The organism is Streptomyces sp. NPDC017936 (assembly GCF_044328485.1).
Taxonomy (GTDB): Bacteria; Actinomycetota; Actinomycetes; order Streptomycetales; family Streptomycetaceae; genus Streptomyces.
This window is the reverse complement of sequence record NZ_JBIRHK010000014.1, coordinates 190,111-204,444: the sequence shown is the minus strand read 5'-3', so window position 1 is coordinate 204,444 and position 14,334 is coordinate 190,111. Positions and strand designations below refer to the sequence as shown.

The 14,334-nt window shown below is 75.0% G+C and carries 17 protein-coding genes and 1 riboswitch; of the genes, 11 read left to right on the top strand and 6 right to left on the bottom strand.

The window, feature by feature from the left end; genetic code table 11:
- The first annotated feature begins 23 nt into the window (after positions 1-23).
- Positions 24-1,013 (top strand): hydrogenase expression/formation protein HypE, encoded by a 990-nt coding sequence (hypE, locus tag ACH4F6_RS27770; RefSeq protein ID WP_397963131.1) that lies wholly within the window; start codon positions 24-26, stop codon positions 1,011-1,013.
- Between the two features lie 553 nt (positions 1,014-1,566).
- On the opposite strand, the gene ACH4F6_RS27765 is transcribed toward hypE, so the two are convergent.
- Complete coding sequence (locus ACH4F6_RS27765) at positions 1,567-1,878, bottom strand: hypothetical protein (RefSeq protein WP_397963067.1); 312 nt, start codon at positions 1,876-1,878, stop codon at positions 1,567-1,569.
- Between the two features lie 304 nt (positions 1,879-2,182).
- Between ACH4F6_RS27765 and ACH4F6_RS27760 the strand changes: the two genes are divergently transcribed.
- Genes ACH4F6_RS27760 through ACH4F6_RS27750 form a run of 3 tightly spaced genes read left to right on the top strand, consistent with a single transcriptional unit; the run spans position 2,183 to position 3,893 of the window.
- Entirely contained in the window at positions 2,183-2,875 is a 693-nt protein-coding gene (locus ACH4F6_RS27760) for a nucleotidyltransferase domain-containing protein (RefSeq protein WP_397963066.1), read from the top strand.
- Entirely contained in the window at positions 2,872-3,168 is a 297-nt protein-coding gene (locus ACH4F6_RS27755) for a BON domain-containing protein (protein ID WP_397963065.1), read from the top strand. The genes ACH4F6_RS27760 and ACH4F6_RS27755 overlap by 4 nt, the downstream gene beginning before the upstream one ends.
- Positions 3,165-3,893, top strand: a complete 729-nt coding sequence (locus ACH4F6_RS27750; RefSeq protein WP_397963064.1) for a metallophosphoesterase — start codon at positions 3,165-3,167, stop codon at positions 3,891-3,893. Before ACH4F6_RS27755 ends, ACH4F6_RS27750 begins: the two co-directional genes overlap by 4 nt.
- Positions 3,894-3,923: 30 nt before the next feature.
- On the opposite strand, the gene ACH4F6_RS27745 is transcribed toward ACH4F6_RS27750, so the two are convergent.
- Positions 3,924-4,220: an ANTAR domain-containing protein gene (locus ACH4F6_RS27745; RefSeq protein WP_397963063.1), complete on the bottom strand. Its 297-nt coding sequence runs from the start codon at positions 4,218-4,220 to the stop codon at positions 3,924-3,926.
- A 280-nt stretch (positions 4,221-4,500) separates the two neighbouring features.
- Here ACH4F6_RS27745 and ACH4F6_RS27740 point away from each other — a divergent pair, with 280 nt between their 5' ends.
- The gene (locus tag ACH4F6_RS27740) at positions 4,501-5,457 is read left to right on the top strand and encodes a helix-turn-helix transcriptional regulator (protein WP_397963062.1); all 957 of its coding nucleotides are present in this window, start codon (positions 4,501-4,503) and stop codon (positions 5,455-5,457) included.
- Positions 5,458-5,909: 452 nt separating this feature from the next.
- Here the strand turns inward: ACH4F6_RS27740 and ACH4F6_RS27735 are convergent, their stop codons facing one another.
- Both ACH4F6_RS27735 and ACH4F6_RS27730 read right to left on the bottom strand, forming a co-directional pair.
- Complete coding sequence (locus ACH4F6_RS27735; protein ID WP_397963061.1) at positions 5,910-6,914, bottom strand: YihY/virulence factor BrkB family protein; 1,005 nt, start codon at positions 6,912-6,914, stop codon at positions 5,910-5,912.
- A 197-nt stretch (positions 6,915-7,111) separates the two neighbouring features.
- Positions 7,112-7,597 (bottom strand): MarR family transcriptional regulator, encoded by a 486-nt coding sequence (locus ACH4F6_RS27730; protein ID WP_397963130.1) that lies wholly within the window; start codon positions 7,595-7,597, stop codon positions 7,112-7,114.
- Positions 7,598-7,709: 112 nt separating this feature from the next.
- Here ACH4F6_RS27730 and ACH4F6_RS27725 point away from each other — a divergent pair, with 112 nt between their 5' ends.
- Positions 7,710-8,873 carry a PP2C family protein-serine/threonine phosphatase gene (locus tag ACH4F6_RS27725; RefSeq protein ID WP_397963060.1) on the top strand — a complete coding sequence of 388 codons (1,164 nt, stop codon included), beginning with the start codon at positions 7,710-7,712 and terminating at the stop codon, positions 8,871-8,873.
- Between the two features lie 48 nt (positions 8,874-8,921).
- Here the strand turns inward: ACH4F6_RS27725 and ACH4F6_RS27720 are convergent, their stop codons facing one another.
- Positions 8,922-9,143 (bottom strand): heavy-metal-associated domain-containing protein, encoded by a 222-nt coding sequence (locus ACH4F6_RS27720; RefSeq protein WP_397963059.1) that lies wholly within the window; start codon positions 9,141-9,143, stop codon positions 8,922-8,924.
- Positions 9,144-9,321: 178 nt separating this feature from the next.
- A riboswitch (cobalamin riboswitch) is annotated at positions 9,322-9,527 on the top strand.
- A 29-nt stretch (positions 9,528-9,556) separates the two neighbouring features.
- Here ACH4F6_RS27720 and ACH4F6_RS27715 point away from each other — a divergent pair.
- From ACH4F6_RS27715 to ACH4F6_RS27695, 5 genes are all read left to right on the top strand, one after another.
- The gene (locus tag ACH4F6_RS27715) at positions 9,557-10,258 is read left to right on the top strand and encodes an energy-coupling factor ABC transporter permease (protein WP_397963058.1); all 702 of its coding nucleotides are present in this window, start codon (positions 9,557-9,559) and stop codon (positions 10,256-10,258) included.
- Positions 10,255-10,689 carry an energy-coupling factor ABC transporter substrate-binding protein gene (locus ACH4F6_RS27710; RefSeq protein WP_397963057.1) on the top strand — a complete coding sequence of 145 codons (435 nt, stop codon included), beginning with the start codon at positions 10,255-10,257 and terminating at the stop codon, positions 10,687-10,689. The genes ACH4F6_RS27715 and ACH4F6_RS27710 overlap by 4 nt, the downstream gene beginning before the upstream one ends.
- A gap of 6 nt (positions 10,690-10,695) precedes the next feature.
- Positions 10,696-11,442: a cobalt ECF transporter T component CbiQ gene (cbiQ, locus tag ACH4F6_RS27705; protein WP_397963056.1), complete on the top strand. Its 747-nt coding sequence runs from the start codon at positions 10,696-10,698 to the stop codon at positions 11,440-11,442.
- On the top strand, positions 11,442-12,299 hold the full coding sequence (locus ACH4F6_RS27700; RefSeq protein ID WP_397963055.1) for an ATP-binding cassette domain-containing protein: 858 nt from the start codon (positions 11,442-11,444) through the stop codon (positions 12,297-12,299). The genes cbiQ and ACH4F6_RS27700 overlap by 1 nt, the downstream gene beginning before the upstream one ends.
- 88 nt (positions 12,300-12,387) lie before the next feature.
- Positions 12,388-13,584: an amidohydrolase gene (locus tag ACH4F6_RS27695; RefSeq protein ID WP_397963054.1), complete on the top strand. Its 1,197-nt coding sequence runs from the start codon at positions 12,388-12,390 to the stop codon at positions 13,582-13,584.
- Positions 13,585-13,602: 18 nt separating this feature from the next.
- Here ACH4F6_RS27695 and ACH4F6_RS27690 read toward each other — a convergent pair whose 3' ends face one another.
- Positions 13,603-14,322: a DUF6766 family protein gene (locus tag ACH4F6_RS27690; protein ID WP_397963053.1), complete on the bottom strand. Its 720-nt coding sequence runs from the start codon at positions 14,320-14,322 to the stop codon at positions 13,603-13,605.
- Between the last annotated feature and the right edge of the window lie 12 nt (positions 14,323-14,334).

The window sequence follows — 14,334 nt, the reverse complement described above, 5'->3', positions numbered from 1 at the left end:
TGCGCGACCATCCGGTGGTCGTGATGGGGCACGGTGGCGGCGGCGCGCTCTCCGGCGAGCTGACGGAGCACCTGTTCGCCGCGGCCTACGGCAACGAGACGCTCGCCGCGCTCACCGACTCCGCCGCCGTCGAGCTGGGCGGGGCCCGGCTGGCGTTCTCCACCGACTCGTACGTCGTGCGGCCGCTGTTCTTCCCCGGCGGCAGCATCGGCGACCTGGCGGTGAACGGCACGGTCAACGACCTGGCGATGAGCGGCGCCCGGGCGGCCTACCTGTCGACGGCCTTCATCCTGGAGGAGGGCGTCGCGCTGGACGTGGTGGGCCGGGTCGCCCAGGCGGTGGGCGCGGCCGCCTCCGCCGCCGGGGTGACGGTGGCGACCGGGGACACCAAGGTGGTGGAGGCGGGCCACGGCGACGGGGTGTACGTCAACACCTCCGGCATCGGCCTGATCCCGCCGGGCGTGGACATCCGCCCCCGGCGGGCCGCCCCGGGGGACGTCGTGATCGTCAGCGGACCGGTCGGGGCGCACGGGGTCGCGGTGCTGAGCGTGCGCGAGGGGCTGGAGTTCGGCTCCGACGTGGTCAGCGACACCGCGCCGCTCGGCGGGCTGGTGGCCGCGATGCTGGGGGCCACCCCCGACCTGCACGTCCTGCGCGACCCCACCCGGGGCGGGCTCGCCACGTCGCTGTGCGAGATCGCCGCCGCCTCCGGCACCGGTGTCGTCCTGACCGAGAGCGCCGTCCCCGTGCCGGACTCCGTGGCCGCCGCCTGCGGTTTCCTCGGCCTGGACCCGCTGTACGTGGCCAACGAGGGGCGGCTGGTGGCCTTCGTGCCGCCCGAGCACGCCGAGGCCGTCCTCGCCGCGATGCACGCCCATCCGCAGGGCGCGGGCGCGGCCGTGATCGGCCGCTGCGTGGCCGAGCACCCCGGGATGGTCGTGGCCCGGACCGGCCTCGGCGGGACCCGGGTCGTCGACCTCCCGCTGGGGGAGCAACTGCCGCGCATCTGCTGAGACGGCGGGCGGCACGAGCGCGGCGGGCCGGGCCGCGGCTCCGCGGCCCGGGCCGGTCGGCCCTCGCCCCCGCGGGGGCGGCGTCCGGGGCGGCCGCTGCCGCCTCGGGAGGCCGTGCCTCAGCGCAAGGCACCGTGCCCCAGCACGGCGCGGCCGTGCCTCGGCACCGGACGGCCGTGCCTCAGCACCGGGCGGTCGTGCTTGAGCGCAAGGCGCCATGCCCCAGCACGGCGCGGCCGTGCCTCACCACCGGACGGCCGTGCCTCAGCACCGGGCGGTCGTGCTTCAGCGCAAGGCGCCATGCCCCAGCACGGCGCGGCCGTGCCTCAGCACCGAGCGGCCGTACCTCGGCGCGGGCCGGCCGCCCCGTCTCGGGGAGTGCGGGTCCCCGCGGGCACCGGCTGGGGACGGTGCGCCGGCCGGCGCCCACGCCCGGTGCGTCGCACGGCGGCCGTCGCGCCGCACGGTCCGCGCACCGACGCACCGACGCACGGCCGACAAGGCGGCGCGCCCGTCCCCTGGCGGGAGGGCGGGTCCTGTCGGCGGGGGCGGGTCAGATCCGGTGGCCCTGTTCCGCCAGCCATCGGTGGACCGTCTCCTTGTCGGCGGGCGTGATCCGGACCTCCCCCTCGACGTGCGGGCCCTCGTCCTCGTTGAAGGCGGTGTCGGTGACCCGCGCGGTCACCCAGTGGGCCAGGTCCTGGGCGGACGCGGGCGGCAGCGCGCCCCGCTCCCATCCGGTGCGGGCCTCGTGGGCGGCGGCCCTGTCGTGCCGTTCGGTCTCCTCCAGCCAGGCCGCGACGAGCCGCTCGACGGTCGGACGGTCCTCGGACGGGACCGGCTGCTGCTTGTCCTCGCTGTTCATGGGGGCCGAGTGCCCCTGAAGCGGGAGGGGAGACGTCCGGGCCGAGCGGTGGGGCGTCCGCCGTCGCCGGGGTGCCTCGGCAGGGGGTGTCCGCGGCCGGAGCGGGAGTCGCCCGGGGCGGGAGGGGCGGGGTCCGGGCGCTTCCCCGGCTCGTCCGGGCCCGTCGGTGTCGAAGCCGCGCGTCCGGGTACCCGGACGTCTCGCCGTCCCGGTCCACAGGAGACGGCCCGCCGGACGCGGGCCGGACGACGGGGCCGACCAGGAAGAGGCGACGGGCCGACCAGGAGAGACACAGGGGGCAGTGATGACGCGGCACGCCGACGACGACGCTCTCGACCAGCACGCGGGTGTCGCGGAGCTGCGTCTGGCCACGGGTGACACGGGCCTCGGCCCGCAGAACGGCGCGCTCGCGGAGGATCTCCCCCTCGACCGCAACCAGGCGATCCTCCAGGCCGCGAAGCAGGTCGGCTCGATCCTGAAGCGCAACGGGCACAGGTTCGCCCTCGCGGGCAGTGTCGCGGTGTACGCCCACGGCGGCACCCAGAACCTCCAGCACGACGTCGACTTCTGCTTCCGGCCCGAGGACGCGGAGGCCGTGGCCCGGACCCTGCGGGAAGCCGGGCTGCCGGTGTACGCGCCGCCGGAGGACTGGCTGCTGAAGGCGAGCTGCCTCGGCCAGCAGGTCGACCTCATCTTCGAGCTGGCGCACCAGCCGGTCACCACGGAACTGCTGGAACGGTCCCAGGAGCTCTCGGTCGACTCGGTGTTCATGCCGGTGCTGTCTCCGACCGACCTGGTGCACAGTCTGGTGGCCGCCTTCTCCGAGCACCACTGCGACTTCGGCGCGGTGCTGCCGATCGCCCGCACCCTGCGGGAGAGGGTCGACTGGGACGCGGTGCGCCGCGCCTGCGGGGACCAGCCGATGCCCGACGCGTTCTTCTACTTCCTGGAACGGCTGGAGGTCATCCCGTCGAGGCCGAAGGAGGCACAGCGATGAGGCCCCACGCGGGCGGAGCCGACGGCACCGGCCCTGCCCCCGAGAATTCCGAGAACGTCGAATACCGCGTCGCCCACCTGCACGACCGGCTCGCCGCGGAGGAGCTCGGTGAGCTGGGCGTACGCGCCGAGGTGCGGGCCGGGTCGGTCGTGGTGACCGGCACGGTGCCGTCCGCCCGGTGCCGGGAGACGGTGCTGCGGACCGTCCGGGAGGAACTGGCCGGGCTCGCCGTGCACACCGACATCGTGGTGGCGGAGACCGCCTCCCCCGACCATGCGGAGGACCTGCCATGATCCGCGTCGCAGCCGTGGGTGACATCCACATGGGGCCGGACAGCCAGGGACTGCTGCGGCCCGCCTTCGAGACCCTGCCCGAGTGCGCCGACCTGCTGCTCCTGGCGGGCGACCTCACCCGGCACGGCACGCCCGAGGAGGCGCGGGTGGTGGCGCAGGAGGTCCGGGGGCTGCCGGTGCCGGTGGTGGCGGTGCTGGGCAACCACGACCACCACGACGAACAGCCCGAGAAGGTCACCGCCATCCTTCGGGAGGCGGACGTCACGGTCCTGGAGGGCGAGGGCACCGTCGTCGAGTGCGGCGGGGGGGCACGGATCGGGGTCGCCGGCACGAAGGGCTTCGGCGGCGGGTTCGTGGGACGCAGCGCGGGGGAGTTCGGCGAGCCGCTGATGAAGGAGTTCGTCCGCTCCACCCGCCGCAGCGCCGACGGTCTGCGCACCGCGCTGGAGGAGCTGGGCCGGGAGGGCTGCGACGCGCGGATCGCCCTCACCCACTTCTCCCCCGTAGCCGACACCCTCGCCGGTGAGCCGCTGGAGATCTACCCGTTCCTCGGCAGCTATCTGCTGGCCGAGGCCATCGACACGGCGGGCGCCGACCTGTCCGTCCACGGGCACGCCCACATGGGCACCGAGCACGGCATGACCGCCGGCGGCGTCCGGGTGCGGAACGTGGCGCAGCCGGTGATCAAGCGGGCGTTCAACGTGTACCAGCTGCACGCCGCCTGACGGCGACACCTCCGCGGGGAGCCGGGAGGCTCAGCCCTCCTTCGCGCGCCTGAGGGCGCTCACGAACGCCGCGTGGATCTCGTCGGGCAGCCAGCGGCAGTGGGCTCCCTGCACCACGTACTCCGCGACCTCCCGCAGCTTGGTGTTGGTGTGCTGGGAGATGTCCTTGAGGACCTCCCAGCCCTGCTCGGGACGGAGGTGTCCGGCGGCGATGACCACGCCGATGGCCTGGTCGACCACGGCGTGCGAGACGACGGCGTTCCGCAGCTGTTCGATCTCCTCCTGGAGGACACCGATGCGTTCGTTGAGATCCTCCTCCGCGGTCATGGCGCGCCGTCCCTCTTTCCTCGTGCGGGATCCCCGTGGCCGATGTCCACGACGATCACAGTCCGGTCCCTCCCAGCCTGCCCGCCGCGGGCGGTGACGGCCGCACGCACGACGAAGAACATCGCCGCCGTCAATCCGGAAAACGAATGCCGTCCGGGATGCGGGGCAGGTGAGGTGGCGGGCGACCGGCGGTCCGCGTCCCGCCGCGGGCGGGGCGGCCCGACCGCCGGAAGTCCCGTCCTGCACCGTGCAGGGCCGCCCGAGACCGGACGAGGCCGTGATGGACACGCTGTTCTTCGACAGTGACGACCTGGACCTGACCGAGGACTTCCTCAGCCGGGCCTACGCGCGCATGCACATCGGCAGCGACACCCCGCAGGCGAGCCGGGCGCGGATCACCCGGACGGCCATGCCGTCGGTGAGCGTGGACGAGCTCGACCTGGACTTCGAGATGAGCTACTCGGTGACGCCCCTGGGCCGGATCTGTCTGTGCCTCGTCCACGACGGCACCATCGAGGACCACGTCTTCGACGGCGTCCAGGACGCCTTCGGCCCCGGTGACGTGGTGTCCTTCGCCCCGCCGGAACTGCCGTACGCGGGCCGGGTCTGCCGCGCCCGCTACAACATCACGATGCTGGATCCCGCCCTGCTCGACCAGGTCGCCGCCGCCGCGCCGGGGCGCAGGACCGAACCGGTCCGGCTGACCGGTCACCGCCCCCACTCCCCCGCCGCGGCGCGGCACCTCAGCCGCTCGATCGGCTACCTGCGCGACCACGTCCTGTCCGACCCCGACGTCGCCGACCTGCCGCTGGTCGCCTCGACGGCCGCCCAGCACCTGGCCGCGGGCGTGCTGGCCGCCTTCCCCAACACGGCGCTCGCCGACCCCACCGCGACCGACCGCAACGACTCCGGTCCCGCCACGCTGCGGCGCGCGCTGGCCTACATCGACGACCACGCCCACGAGCCCGTCACCGTCGCCGACATCGCCGCCGCCGCCCATGTCACCGTCCGGGCCCTCCAGTACGCCTTCCGACGGCATCTGGACACCACCCCGCTGGCCCGTCTGCGCCAGGTGCGCCTGTCCCACGCCCACGCCGAGCTCCTCGCGGCGAGCCCGCTGGACGGCCTCACGGTCACCGACGTCGCGGCCCGCTGGGGCTTCTTCCACCCGGGCCGCTTCGCCGCCCTGTACCGCGAGGCGTACGGACGCCCGCCGCACCGCACGCTCGCCGCGTAGGCCGCGCGCCGGGACCGTCCCGCCGGGCCGTCCGCGCGCCGTCCGTCCACCCGCAGGCGCCGGCGCGCCGGCCGCGGGGCGAGAGCCGCGGCGCCGGACCGGCCCCCCTCGCCGTCCGGCACGGGCCGGCCGGGTGCCGCGACGGTACGGCCCCGGTGGACGGCGGGAAGCGGCCGCCGCACGACCGGCCGGGAATCCGGGCGCGCCGGTCACCGGGCCCGCCGTCGCGGACGGCCCCCTCCGCGGAGCAGCCGGTGAGCGGGGCCGCCGTCGGCCCGGCCCGGGGCGGCGCCGGGACGGACCGCCGCACCGCACGGCCGCACCGGACGGTGGGACCGGCCGTCCGGTGCGGCGGTCCCGCCGTCCGGTGCGGCCGGCCCGCGCGGGACGGGCCCGGCCCCCGTGAGCAGCCGTGCTCACGGGGGCCGGGCCGGGGTGCCGGGTCCGTCCGCTCACTCCATGCGGCGCTGGTCCTCCTCGCTCCACGCCCGGGTGTCGCGGGGCGGCACGTACGGTTCCTCGTCGTCCGGCAGTCCGCCCGCGACGGCGCGCTGGCGGGCCAGCTCCGCGTCGAACTCCAGGCCGAGCAGGATCGCGATGTTGCTGATCCACAGCCACACCAGGAACACGATCACGCCGGCCAGCGTGCCGTAGGTCTTGTTGTAGGAGGCGAAGTTCGCCACGTAGAACGCGAAACCGGCGGAGGCGATCATCCAGATCAGCAGGGCGAGCACGCTGCCCGGCGTGATCCAGCGGAAGCCGCGCCCCTTCACGTTCGGCGCCGCCCAGAACAGCAGCGCGATCATGATCGTGACCAGGACGACGAGCACCGGCCACTTCGCGATCGACCACACCGTCAGGGCGGTGTCCCCGATGCCCAGCGCCGTCCCGGCCCGCCGGGCCAGCTCGCCGGTGAACACCACGATCAGCGCGCTGAGCACCGCCAGCACGAGCAGCGCCACCGTCATGCCGATCCGCACCGGCAGCACCTTCCACACCGGGCGCCCCTCCGGCATGTCGTACACGGCGTTGGCGCTGCGGATGAAGGCGGCGACGTAGCCGGAGGCCGACCACACCGCGAGGACGACGCCGACGACGGCCATGAGCGAGCCGATCCCGCCGCGTCCCTGCAGCTGCTGCACCGCGTCGCTGATGATGTCCCGGGCCGAGCCGGGGGCGAGCCTGCGCAGGTTGTCCAGGACCTCGTCCGTGGCGGATCGGCCGGCGATGCCCAGGATGGACACCAGGACGAGCAGGGCGGGGAACAGCGACAACACGCCGTAGTACGTCAGCGCCGCGGCGCGGTCGGTGAGCTCGTCGTCCTTGAACTCCTTCACCGTGCCCTTCAGCACCGCCCCCCAGGACCGTTTCGGCAGCTCGGTGGGTTCGTCCGGAGCGCGCCGCTCCACCTGCTCGTCGGGCCCCGGGTGCGTCCGGGATTTCGATGTCCGTGCCATATCACCGGAGTAACCCTCCCGGCCCGGCTCATGCGTCGCCCCGCGCTCCGCCGCCGGGCGGCCCCCTCGCGGACCTCGGTCACGGCCCGCGCAGGTCGGGGCGGGTTCGGGGTATCAGGGTCCCGAGGGGCGACCGCACCGCGAGGGCGGCCGCGCCGCGGGAACGAGCACCCGGAGGACAGGAGGGCGGGGCATGGTCAGGCGATCCGGTTGCCGGAATCCCCGGCGTCGTCGTGGATGCGTGTCGCCGCCGCGTCGCAGAACGCCTCCAGCCCCTCCAGCAGGGCCACCCGCTTGGCGGTGGGCATCACGTCCAGCACCGCCCGCAGCTGCCGCTCCCTGCGCGCGCGCAGGTCCGCGAGGAAGGCCCGCCCCCGGCCGCTGAGGCGCAGCCGCACCTCGCGCCGGTCGGCCGGGCTCACCGCGCGCTCGACGAAGCCGGCGGCCTGGAGCCGGTCGCACAGCCGGCTGGTCGACGGCGGCGTGGAGGCGAGGGAGTCGGCGAGGGTGCGCATGTTGATGTCCTCGTGGTGCTCGAGGATCAACAGCACGCGCAGCTGCGACGCGGACGCGGGCGCGGTCGACGCCCTGCCCCACAGCACTTCCAGCAGCTCCGCCGCCGTCGCGGTCACCCGGGCGACCTCGTCGGGCTCCGGGCGGTGACGGAAGGCAGTCACGGTCAGCCTCTCGCAGGCACTGGGACGACCGCCAGCGTACTAGGGCTCGTCCGGTGAGGCGGGCCGCGAAAAGCAGAAGAGCACATGATCCGTACATTTCGACGAGAGGACCGGTGCAGTGACGACCGTGGACGGATGGACGACCGCCGAGCGCGCCCTGCGGACGGCGGCGCCCCACGAGTTGCTCGACACGGTCCGCGGCGTGCTGGCCGAACAGTACGGCGCGGACCGTGTCGAGCTGTTCCTGGCCGACTACGGCCTGACGGTGCTGCAACCGGTGTCCACGTCGCCGCACGCCCCGGAACCGGTACCGGCCCACGGCAGCCCGGCGGGCCGGGCCTTCGGCGCGCAGGAACCGTTCGTGGAGCCCGCCGGCGAGGGACGGGTGCGCGCCCATCTGCCCGTCACCGTGCGCGGCGACCGGCTCGGCGTGCTGTCGGTGACCCTGCCCGAGCAGGGGGAGGCCGTCCTGGCCGAGGTGGCCGGGATCGCGCAGGTGCTGGCGCACGAGCTGGTCCTGACCGAGCGGGACACCGACCTGTACCTCCGGGCGAGACGCAGAGACCGGCTCACCCTGGCCGCGGAGATGCAGTGGCAGCTGCTCCCGGGCCGCTCGCGCAGCTGCCCCGAGTTCGATCTGGGCGCCCAGCTGGAGCCCGCCTACGACGTCTTCGGCGACTCCTACGACTGGTCGGTGACGGCCGACCACCTGACGCTGTACGTCACCGACGGCATGGGCGAGGGCACGGAGGCGTCCCTGCTGACCGGCCTGGCCGTCACCGCGCTGCGCAACGCGCGGCGGGCCGGCCTTCCCCTCGCCGACCAGGCGGCCCTGGCCGACCAGGCCGTCCACGCCCAGCACCGGGGCCGCCGCCACCTGCCGGCCCTGCTGCTCGAGGTCGAACTGGCCACCGGGCACGCCCGGGTGGTGGACGCCGGCTCCCCCCGGATGCTGCGCCTGCGGAACGGCATCGTGGAACACGTGCGCCTCGACCCCCAGTTGCCGCTGGGCATGTTCGAGGAGACGGACTACGCGGCCCAGGAGTTCCGCCTCGAGCCCGGCGACCGGCTCCTCTTCGTCAGCGACGGCGTCCACGCGGCCGTCTCGCCCGCCGGGGAGGCCTACGGCGAGGCCGTCCTGGCCCGCGCGGTCCTGTCCACCCGCCTGCTGCCCGCGGCCGAGGTCCCGCACGCCGTCCTGCGGGAGCTGACGCGTCACCGCGGCCGGCGCGTCCCGGACGACGACGCCCTGGTGCTGTGCCTGGACTGGCGCGGCCGCTGACCCGGACGCGCGTTCCCGGCAGGGCGCCGGCGCGGAGCCGCCGGCGGCTCAGGCCGCGGCGCGCACGGCTTCGACGGCCAGGTGGCCGGCCTCGTCGATCGCCGCCCGCACGGCGTCGCCGTCGACCCTCCCGCCGCGCACCGTCACCCGCCCCGCCCGCACGTCGACGTCCACCTCGGTGACGCCGGCCACCTCCACCCCCTTCTCGGCGACGCCGGCCGCGCGGCGGCCGCAGCTCATGGCGGACACGGTGCAGACCGGCTCGGTCACGGCGGGTGCTCCTGCCGTCGGGTTCACCGGTGCCTGCGCCCCGGGGTCCCGGGGCCCGCGGCACCAGGTACGGCACGGATCCCCGCCGTGTTCAGCAAGCGCGTACCACGTCGGCGGAACGCACCCGTGCGCCGGGGTGTGAGCCCTCGTCCGCCGTCCGCGCGCCCCCGTCGCGGCTTGTCACTGCCCCTGTCCTGGCACTACTGTCACCACGCCTTGGTGAACGGGAAATCCGGTGTGATGCCGGTGCGGCCCTCGCCACTGTGATCGGGAAGTCCGGCTCCGGCCCTCACGGGCAGCCACTGGGTCCTCGGACCCGGGAAGGCGGAGCACGGGCGGTGGTACCCGTCAGCCAGGAGACCGGCCAAGGCGCGTCAACCATCCACGAGGTGCTGGAGAGGGTCTGCTGAGCCATGCACATAGCCGAGGGTTTCCTTCCTCCGGCGCACGCGGTCGCCTGGGGCGTCGCGTCGGCGCCGTTCGTCGTCCACGGAGTCCGCGCCCTGAACCGTGAAGTGCGCGAGCATCCCGAGAGCACCCTGCTCCTCGGCGCCTCCGGGGCCTTCACCTTCGTCCTGTCCGCTCTCAAACTGCCGTCGGTGACCGGGAGCTGCTCGCACCCCACCGGCACCGGGCTGGGCGCCATCCTGTTCCGGCCGCCGATCATGGCGGTGCTCGGCACCATCACGCTGCTCTTCCAGGCGCTGCTGCTCGCCCACGGCGGCCTGACCACCCTGGGCGCCAACGTGTTCTCCATGGCGATCGTCGGTCCGTGGGCCGGTTACGGGACGTACCGGCTGCTGCGGCGGTACGACGTGCCGCTGATGGTCACCGTGTTCGCCGGCGCGTTCGTCGCCGACCTGTCCACCTACTGCGTCACCAGCGTGCAGCTGGCGCTCGCGTTCCCCGACCCGAGCAGCGGCTTCCTGGGCGCGCTCGGCAAGTTCGGCTCCATCTTCGCCGTCACGCAGATCCCGCTGGCGGTGAGCGAGGGCCTCCTCACGGTGCTGGTCATGCGGCTCCTGGCGCAGTCCAGCAAGGGCGAACTGACCCGCCTCGGCGTACTGGTGACGAAGCGGCAGGAACCGGCCGACACGGAGGCGGTGGCCCGGTGAACCGGAACACGAAGATCAACATCCTGCTGCTGGCCGTGGTGGTCGCGCTCGCCGTGCTGCCGCTCGCCCTCGGCCTCGGCGACCACAAGGAGGAGCCGTTCGCGGGCTCCGACGGCGAGGCGGAGACGGCGATCACCGAGATCGAGCCGGACTACGAGCCGTGGTTCTCGCCCCTGTACGAGCCGCCGTCCGGGGAGATCGAGTCGGCGCTGTTCTCCCTCCAGGCGGCCCTCGGAGCGGGCGTCCTCGCCTACTACTTCGGCCTGCGCCGGGGGCGGCGCCAGGGCGAACTGCGGGCCGCCGCACGGCTGGCGGAGACCCGGGACACCGCGGAGGGGACCACCGCGCCCACGACTGCGCGAAGCCCCGGGGGCGCCGGGGGGCCGGAGAGCGGATCCGACGCCGGGGCGTCCGCGCCGGGACGGGTCTGAGCGGTCGTGCTGCCGATCGACGCGGCGGCGCACAGCAGCCGCTGGCGCCGCCGCCACCCCGTGGACAAGGCCGTGCTCGGGTTCGGCCTCACCGTGCTCGCGATCTCCCTGCCGCCCTGGCCGGGCGCGGTCCTGGTGCTGGTGACGGCGCTGGTCCTGCTGCTCGGCCCGGCGGGTGTGCCGGCCCGCCGGCTGTGGCGCGCCTACCGGGTGCCGCTGGGGTTCTGCGCGACCGGCGCGGTCACCCTGCTCGTCCAGGTGGGCGGACCCGGCGGGTTCGTGAGCCTGGCCGACGGCGGGGCCGTGCGCGCCGGGGAGCTGATGCTGCGCACCTCGGCCGCCTCCCTCGGCGTGCTGCTGTTCGCGTTCACCACCCCCATGTCCGACCTGCTGCCCCGCCTGGTGAAGGCCGGTGTGCCCGCACCGGTCGTCGACGTCGCCCTGGTGACGTACCGCATGAGCTTCCTGCTGCTGGACTCCGTGCGCCGGATCCGGGAGGCCCAGGCGGCCCGGCTCGGGCACACCTCCCGGGCCGCCGAGTGGCGTTCCCTGGCCGGGCTCGGCGCCACCGCCTTCGTGCGGGCCTTCGACCGGGCGGCGCGGCTCCAGGCCGGTCTCGCCGGACGCGGCTACGACGGCACCCTGCGCGTCCTGGTGCCCGAGGCCCGTGTCTCCGTCCGTTTCACGGCGGCCGGCGCCGGGCTCCTGGCGGCCCTGGCCGCCCTCACGTTCGTACTGGAAAGGTCCCTGTGATGAGCGAGCTGGTCGCCCTGCGGGGCGTCTCCTTCGCGTACGAGGACGGCCCGGCCGTGCTCGACGGCCTCGACTTCGTCGTCCGCGAAGGCCGCGCGCTCGCCCTCCTCGGCCGCAACGGCACCGGCAAGACGACCCTGATGCGGCTGCTCAGCGGCGGACTGCGCCCGCACCGGGGCCGGCTGACGGTCGAGGGAGAGCCGGTGGCGTACGACCGCAAGGGGCTGACGCGGCTGCGGACCACCGTCCAGCTGGTGGTGCAGGACCCGGACGACCAGCTGTTCGCCGCGTCCGTCGCGCAGGACGTGTCGTTCGGTCCGCTGAACCTCGGGCTGCCCGACGCCGAGGTGCGGGCCCGGGTGGCCGAAGCGCTCGCCGCCCTGGACATCACCGGCCTCGCCGACCGGCCCACCCACCTGCTCTCCTACGGGCAGCGCAAGCGGACCGCGATCGCGGGCGCCGTCGCGATGCGGCCGCGCGTGCTGATCCTCGACGAACCGACCGCCGGGCTCGACCCCGACGGGCAGGAGCGCCTCCTCGCCACCCTCGACGCCCTGCGCGCGTCCGGCACCACGGTCGTGATGGCCACCCACGACGTCGACCTCGCCCTGCGCTGGGCCGACGACGCGGCGCTCCTCACCCCTTCCAGCGCCCACACCGGCCCCGCGGCCACCACCCTCGCCCGCACGGACCTCCTCGGACAGGCGGGACTCCGGCTGCCCTGGGGCGTCGCCGCCGCCGGGCTCCTGCGGGCGCAGGGGCTGCTGCGCGAGACGGAGCCCGGCCCGCGCAGCCCGGAGGAGCTGGCCGCCCTGACGGCGGCGCCGGCCACGCCCCCGGTCCCGGCCGACGGCTGATCCCCGGCGCGCCCGCGGGGTGTCGGCGCGGCGCCGGGTGGAACCCGGTGTCGTGGAAGGAAGCCGCGCCGACACCCGGGAGACCCGTGTGCCCCAGACCGCCGAAGCCCTGTACCGCCGTGTCCACGAGCAGGCCGAGGAGCGGGCCGACGCGCTGTGGCAGGTCGCGTCGGCGCTGCACGCCGACCCCGAGTACGCCTTCGCCGAGCGGCGGGCCGCCGCGCTCCTGACGGGTGAGCTGCGCCGGGCCGGGTTCGACGTGCGGCAGGACGTGGCCGGCATGCCGACCGCCTTCACCGCCCGCTTCGGCGAGGGGCGGCCCACGGTGGCGCTGCTGCTGGAGTACGACGCCCTGCCCGGCCTGGGGCACGCCTGCGGGCACAACCTGATCGCCGCCGCCGGGCTGGGGGCGGCGCTCGCCGTCCGCGCCGTGCTGGAGCCGGGCGCCGGGTCGGTGCTGGCCGTCGGCAGCCCGGCCGAGGAGGGCGGCGGCGGCAAGGTCCTGGAGGTGGAGGCGGGCGTCTTCGACGACGTCGACGCCGCGCTCATGTTCCATCCGGGCGTGTACGACTGGGCCCGGGCCCCGCTGACGGCGCAGGAACAGTACCGGGTCGGCTTCCACGGCCGGGCCGCCCACCCGACCGGGAACCCCACGGAGGGCATCGACGCGCTCGCGGCCCTCGTCGAACTGTTCAACGTGCTGGCCGCGCTCGGCCGGCGCCTGCCGGAGGCCTCCCACGTCCAGGGCATCATCACGCACGGGGGCGAGGCCACGAACATCGTCCCCGAGTACGCGGAGGGCCTGTTCGGCCTGCGCGCGGCCACCACGGACGCCCTCGACGACCTCGCCGGGCGGCTGCGGTCCGCCGCCGCGGGGGTGGCGCAGGCCACCGGCACCCGGTGCGCCGTCGAACGGGTGGGGGTCCGCTACGAGCACTTCCGTGACAGCGAGGCGCTCTCCCGGCGCTTCGCCGCGCACCTGGGGCGCTCCGGGATCGCCCTCACCCCGCCCGCGCCGGGGGTGTACCTGGGTTCGTCGGACATCGGCAACGTCAGTTCCCGGGTGCCGGCCATCCACCCGTTCGTGGCGATCATGGACGAGGACGGCTCCGACCACACGCCCGAGTTCGCCGCCGCGGCGGTCTCCGAACGGGCCCGGCGCGTCCTGTCCGCCGCCACGAAGGCGCTGGCGTGCACCGCGGTGGACGTCCTGTACGACGCCGGTCTGCGCGCCGAGGCGTGGAACGGGTACGGACGCGCCGCGGGCGCCGTCGCCGCGCGCTGAGCCCGGCCGGGCCCGGCGTCAGCCCTCGACGCCGGTGGCGCTGTGCGCGGAGCCGACCGGCTTGGACTCCGGGGAGCCCCGCTGCCGCAGGTAGATCGAGAGCACCGCCATGGAGGCGACGGCGAGCAGTTCGGACTGCCAGTTCTGCAGGGTGCGGTTCCAGAAGTCCGCCGAGCCCAGGTACTGCGTCCAGCCGACCGGGGCCTCGAGCCGCCGCAGCCGTTCCTCGTCGTGGGCGACGACGCCGGTGATCGACTGCACCAGCCAGGACAGCAGGAAGATCGTCCCCATGACGAGCAGCAGGGAGTTGGAGTACAGCGTGCGCCGCCATCCGGTGGCCGACGCCCACCGGGGCGAGTTCTCCCGGGCGTGCTCGCCGACCCTCTGGTCCTCGTCCGACTCGGTGCCGGACCTGCCCGGTTCCTTGGACTCCGGGGAACCGCGCTGCAGGAGCCAGACGGTCGCGCCGATGTACAGGGAGAACTGGAGGTACTCGGACTGCCAGTTCTCCGCCACGTCGACCGCGAAGTCGGACGAGGTGAGGTACTCGCCGAAGCCGACCGGCCGGAACCGGTCGGCGACCAGCTGGTCGTTGAGGTCGGCCCGGCCCGCGATCGCCTGCCCCACCAGCGTCAGCAGGAACGCGGCCATGAAGGTCAGTCCCAGCGCGTTGTCCCGGACGAAGCCCCGCAGGCCCCCGGGCCGGGACGCCCGGTCACGGGTCGCGTCCCCGTTCACCGGCGCATCAGT